The following is a 6071-nucleotide window of genomic DNA, read 5'->3' as shown; positions in this document are numbered from 1 at the left end:
CATTCGCGCAGGCCTTCGCTCCGCGTTGACCACATATCCACAACCCCTGCGACGGTGGTATAAGTCTTCATCTTCATGATCATAAAATAAAAGTTTAACCTTGGGTGGGGGAACCTGTAATATCTCCATTAGGGCATGACCCTGCGTACGAGTACTGGTGCCCCACCCACCCCCATTATGCTGAACGAAGGAATGTCAGGGCACAGACCCAGGGAGACATGATAGGGTAAGCAGGGGGTGGATTGTGGGTTGGGCCACTCAAGGTAAATATTTTAAAATTGGCAGTAATTAAAAGCTAATTAAAGCTTTACTGCAAAATATTGAGATAGGTCTCATTTCTCTAATCTCTTTGGCATTTAGAGAGTGAGACCTCTGACTTTGAAAAAATTCATGACCTTATAAAGATAGAAATAAACTGCCCAGTCGGCATTAAAATTTATTATTTTGCCAATGACTTTTTGCCGGAATTCTTTAACTTTCGCCAAATAGTTGTGCGGCTTGTTCCAAGTATTTTAGTTAAGTCTTTAATGCTTGTTCCCTTAGACTTTAAATATTCGAGGATTTGTTGTTCCATATCTTCCCATTTGCCTATTTTTATGGTAATGTGTTCAGAGTCATCGGCTTTTATGTTAAAAGATTTTAAAATTTTTTCATTTATTAATTTTATAATTAAATCGTCACAATTTTGATTATCTTCAATTAATAAAACATACTTTTCAATTACATTTCTCAATTCTCTGACATTACCCGGCCAGTCATATTTTTTTAATTGTTCTATTGCAGTTGGTGTTAAGTCGGGAACATTTTTGCTTATTTGATGACTCAATATATCTTTAAAATAATTGGCTAGAACTTCAATATCATCTTTTCTTTTCCTTAGAGGGGGAATTTCTAAGTCCAGCACTTCCAGGCGGTAGTATAAATCGTTACGGAATTTCCCCTGCTGTACTGCTGCACTCAAATCCTTGTTTGTGGCTGCAATGATTCTGACATCAACGGGGATAACCCTGTCGCTGCCAAGCCTCATTATTTCACATTCCTGCAAGGCCCTTAACAGGCGGGCCTGAACCTGTAAAGACACTTCGGCAATTTCGTCAAGAAAAATAGTGCCGCCATGTGCCAGTTCGAATAACCCAATTTTACCGCCCTTCTTGGCCCCGGTAAAAGCTCCCTCTTCATATCCAAACAATTCACTCTCTAATAAATTTTCTGGCAATGCAGCACAATTTACGGCGACAAAAGGACCTTTGGACCTGTTACTTTCATTATGAATACTGTGGGCGAATAACTCTTTGCCGGTACCGCTTTCACCAGTAATTAAAACCGTTGCGTCAGTAGTAGCAAATTTTTTTGCTCTTTCTATTGTATTTTTTAATAATTCACTTTTACCCACAATATCATTAAATGTATGCTTTGCAACTAGTCTTTTTTTCAATAGTTCCCGGCGAAACCTTTGTTCCAAAACTTGTATTCTATCTGCACTTTGAAACATTATAACTAAACCTTGTTCTTTATTTTTTATTCTAATAGGCACGGTATTTAACCAAAATTGTTTTTCTCCGATCTTTTTAATTATTTCTTGTTTTTTATTATTAAGTATAGGAGTCAAAAAAGAATTATGATTAACCTCATCAGCTTTATGACCTAAAATTTTGTGGGCATTTATATTTAAAAGTTTTTCTGCGGCAGGGTTCACGAATGAAATACGTTTATCTTTATCTAATATAAAAATGCCATCATTGGTTGACTCCAAAACGGATCTAAATTTCTGGGAAAATTCCTGGGTGCGGCGAATATCGTGGATTAATTCTATAGCCCGTTTTAAGGAGTTATAAATGGCTTCATAACCGGATTTTACAAGAATGGCATTCATTCCCGACTTTTTAGCAATTTCAAATATACACAGGCCCGTGCTTACGATAACATCTACATGGGAGTTTAATATTTTCGTAACCTGCTCGTCCATTTCTTGAGTATTATTGTACGGGTAACATTCAACTTCTATTCCTAAAATTTTGGTAATGCTATCAAATTCAGGCCCTATATCTTTTCTATTACCAAGAAAAGCTATTTTGGAACCCAAGCTTTTAGCGGAATTAAGTGCCTTAAGTATGTCAAAGGCGGTAATTTCAATGATTACCGTTGGTAAGGAAATTTTCTTTTTTATTTTTTTTCCTGTTATTCCGCGGCTAATTATTATATCTACACCCTCACGCTCGAGCTGACGGGCATGTACAACTCCTTCTTCCAATATTCCTTCTTTTAACAGAATATCTAAATGCATTTTGTCAGCCAGTTCCTGTATTATCTTGGATGTTTCGTGATCTGTAGAAACTACGCCTATTTTTATATCTAACATGCCAAAACCCCCTTTGACGAAATTTTTGGGCATTTACTTCTGCAATATAGGCACGGCTGAAAGCAGTAGCACCATAATAGCAGCGTAGGGCCAGTTTTCGCGGGCTGTTTCGAAAGGTGTTTTTTCCGTCAGTCCCGACATTATCAGGGTTATTCCGGTAAAAGGAGATACTAATATGCCTGTGGCCCATCCGCCTACCAGTACCAGTGAGAGTAGTTGTGGAGAAAGACCAATTAAGTCGGGGTTTAATGAAGCGCTGTAAGCCATTACTGTAACCATCGGTGTAATCCCCAAAATTGCCAATATAATAACCGACGATGATATGAAAAAGCATAATAAATAGGAGTTAAGACCAATGAATTCATATAAGAATAATGATATTTTATCGTTGCTACCGGATGCCAATATGCCGGCAGCGAAGAAACCCACCCCTAGAAATATAACTACTTCCGACGTGAACTTGGGCAAGGTATTTTTTGTATAATCACGGTACGCATTATAGATTAAATTTCCCTTGCCCAAAAAACTAAGCCATATAACAGGGTAAACCAGGGCGATTAAAGGAACAGCGTTAAGTATGGGAATTGTAGTTTTGATAGCGATGATAATGATTATGCCGAGAAAAATAGAACAGAAAATTATTAATTCCGTTAATTTTTTACTATTAACCTGTATGTCTTTCGTTTCCTGCTTTGGCTTCGAGGTTTTTTTATTGAAAAAATATACATTTACGAGCCAGCCAGCTAACAAGCTTAATAAAGTAAATATGATACCTATTTGGGCAAATTTTTTCCAGGGTATATTTAAGTAATGAGTTACTACTGCCACTGAGATCATATTAGGCGACCAATAGATGGCTGAACTAAATCCTCTTAAAATGGCAATAGGGACCGTGCGAAAAGCGGATGATAATTTGCCGCGAATAATTAATTGATAAACAACGGGTATGGCCCCTATATTCATAAGAGCCCCGAAAAAGTGAGCAAGCAAGGCGGGAATCCAGTAAATCCTGTGGCCACTATTCATATACCTGCATGCCAGGGCATCCAGAACTTTATAGTATCCTCCATAATAAAGCGGTAGCCCGAATATGGGGACAATGATAAGGAGGGTTACCAAATTAATATTTTTACCTATGGAGCTCATCCAAAATTTCAAATCAGCACCGGCTAAAATTAATAATATGGATCCAAAAAGTAATAAAATTGAAGTAACAATACGGGCACTGCTTTTAACAAAGGGAAAGCATATTATTATACAAAGTAAGCAAATACTGTTCACTAAAATATTCAGGAATTCCCAATGAATAAACGTGTTTACCAGGTATATTAAAGTTAAACTCGTAAGGAGTATAGGCCTGGTCCTATATGAAAAATTTTTGTATGAATATATGAAATTTTTTGCAATTATTGTGGTTTTCATTTTATCCTCCGAAATAATTTAAACTACAGGAAATTTTTGGCCTCACCAATTTCAGTTAATATTATTTCTATTAATTTCCAGATGATGCAAAGAAGAAAACCACCATTCCTTTAACACCGCGCTTGTCATTTTACCTCTTAGCTGTCAGGTGTCAAGAGTAAGGGCTTACGCCTCAGCTTCGTGGACCTTTGGCTCTCTATCAACCAAGAGGAATTAAAAAATTAAGCAGTATTGATGGTGAAAATTTTTTAGTTTAATGGAGGCCAGGGCTTTATACTGGTCCGCTTGGCCCTTTCAATGCAATGCCCTCTGGCGAGATTAGTCATAGCTCCTTTTAATACCGATATATTTTTCGGTTGTTTTCGAAATGCCTTCTTTGCGCTTTCTGTCGGTTTAATGCCACTTGGCGTATCTTGATAGTTGCCTTGCTGTTTTTAACGGCGTGTTCCAGGTATTTTTATGCCATTGGCTTTTATAGCTCGCAGCCTGGCCATTTGGTTTGCACCTACTTCACTCCAACCACCAGGCCTGTTACTTAAGTAGGCTGACTATAGCTATGTAGAGGCATATCAAAATGGTTACGGACTACATACGCCTTACAACAAAACCCGTATTCATTAAACTTGAAATATTTATCACCAAACGAATTTACCATATTATTTGATTTTGAGGTGAGGCCTTTTTCTTTTCATTATTTTTTTCATTATTTTTCTGCTGATCGTCCTACAATAATAATTTTACTTAAATAATGGTCTTAGTTTTATTAATATTATCAAAATTTTGATTGCTTCACTTTCGCAAATTGTATGCCAATTAAAAGATGACTAATAATATTTACTTTTATCAGTTTTGTAAAAGTTTGTCAAATAGAAATGTTTTATTTAATAACTTAAAAGTTTTAAAATGAAACACCGGTTTTTGTATATATTAAAATTATCCAAACCAATATATTGGTACAAAAATTGCGAAAGCCATTACATATAAAGCTACCTTTTGCATGTAGCCATGGGGGTAGTAAGTAACATTTTGGTAAAGGAGATAATGTGATTTGTTACATCCGGAAAAATTTTAAGTTGCCAGGGGGATTGAAAAAATGAAAACTAGGGTTACCGAACTTTTGGGCATACAATACCCGATTATTCAAGGGGGCATGCAGTGGCTGTCCCGCGCCGAATTTGCGGCTGCCGTTTCAAATGCCGGTGGGCTGGGCATTATTACTGCCGCCACCCATCCGACTAAGGAGGACTTGATAAAAGAAATTCGTAAAACCCGCTCGTTAACAGATAAGCCGTTTGGGGTTAATATTTCAATGCTGCCGGGAGTGGGGCCCGGAGAAAAAACTGCTCAATATTTTGAGGCCGTAGTGGAGGAGAAGGTGCCGGTGGTAGAGACGTCCGGGCGTAACCCGGAAGAATTTGTCCCCCTTTTAAAAAAAGAAGGGATTAAATTGATACATAAAGTCCCGGCAGTCCGTTACGCCAAAAAAGCCGAGCAGGTGGGGGCGGATGCGGTGACAATCGTGGGGTTTGAGTGTGGCGGCCATCCCGGCATGGACGACGTAACTACCCTGGTTTTAACGCCAAAAACAGTAGATAGTATAAACATCCCGGTTATTGCCGGGGGCGGCATTGCTGACGCCCGGGGGTTTGTGGCGGCCCTGTCTCTGGGTGCCGAGGGGGTAGTGATGGGTACTAGGTTTATAGCAACCACTGAGTCCCTGGCGCACTGGAAATACAAGGAGTGGATGGTTAATGCCCAAGAAACGGATACTATGATTATCCAGCGGTCCATTCGAAATGCCGCCCGGGTGATGAAAAACTCGGCTGCCAAAAAGGTTCTGGAAATGGAGGCCCGTGGTGCTGGCCTGGAAGAATTACTTACCGTAATTAGCGGGCAGGTGGGGCGCCGTGCGTTGTTTGAAGGGAATATTGAAGAGGGAACTATCGCCATGGGCCAGTGTGTCGGTCTGATTAATGAAGTTAAGCCGATAAAAGAAGTTATTGAGGAGATTGTTAGGGAGGGGGAGGCAATCCTATCACGCTTACAGAAGATATGGGGCAGGGCTTATTAAAGAATGATGTAAGGAATTACCATATAAGGATGACTGATAAAGAACCGTGTAAGGAGTAGCTTACACGGTTCTTTATGTATGTGGTATGCCGGCAGTATTAAGAAAACTAATGGCTTTTGCTATTATTTTTTTCAATTTCTACTTCTGTATTTTCTAAAAATCGGGGGTTGTGTCAACTTTTGTGTGTAAATTCCCACGCATTTCCTAACTGGGAACTAG

The 6071-nt window shown here is 38.8% G+C and carries 3 protein-coding genes; 1 reads left to right on the top strand and 2 read right to left on the bottom strand.

The genetic code is table 11. From position 1 onward, the window contains the following. Nucleotides 1-439 precede the first annotated feature (439 nt). Together H0Z29_12000 and H0Z29_11995 are read right to left on the bottom strand one after the other, a co-directional pair. Nucleotides 440-2359 carry a sigma 54-interacting transcriptional regulator gene (locus tag H0Z29_12000; GenBank protein ID MBO8132207.1) on the bottom strand — a complete coding sequence of 640 codons (1920 nt, stop codon included), beginning with the start codon at nucleotides 2357-2359 and terminating at the stop codon, nucleotides 440-442. A gap of 33 nt (nucleotides 2360-2392) precedes the next feature. Continuing rightward, nucleotides 2393-3781 carry a hypothetical protein gene (locus H0Z29_11995; GenBank protein MBO8132206.1) on the bottom strand — a complete coding sequence of 463 codons (1389 nt, stop codon included), beginning with the start codon at nucleotides 3779-3781 and terminating at the stop codon, nucleotides 2393-2395. A gap of 1093 nt (nucleotides 3782-4874) precedes the next feature. Between H0Z29_11995 and H0Z29_11990 the strand changes: the two genes are divergently transcribed. Then, nucleotides 4875-5852 carry a nitronate monooxygenase gene (locus tag H0Z29_11990; GenBank protein MBO8132205.1) on the top strand — a complete coding sequence of 326 codons (978 nt, stop codon included), beginning with the start codon at nucleotides 4875-4877 and terminating at the stop codon, nucleotides 5850-5852. Nucleotides 5853-6071: the final 219 nt, after the last annotated feature.

The sequence above is a fragment of the Candidatus Neomarinimicrobiota bacterium genome (genome assembly GCA_017656425.1).
Lineage (GTDB): Bacteria > Fidelibacterota > UBA2242 > UBA2242 > B5-G15 > JACDNV01.
The sequence above is the reverse complement of the archived record's forward strand: the minus strand, read 5'-3'. Positions and strand labels throughout refer to the sequence as shown.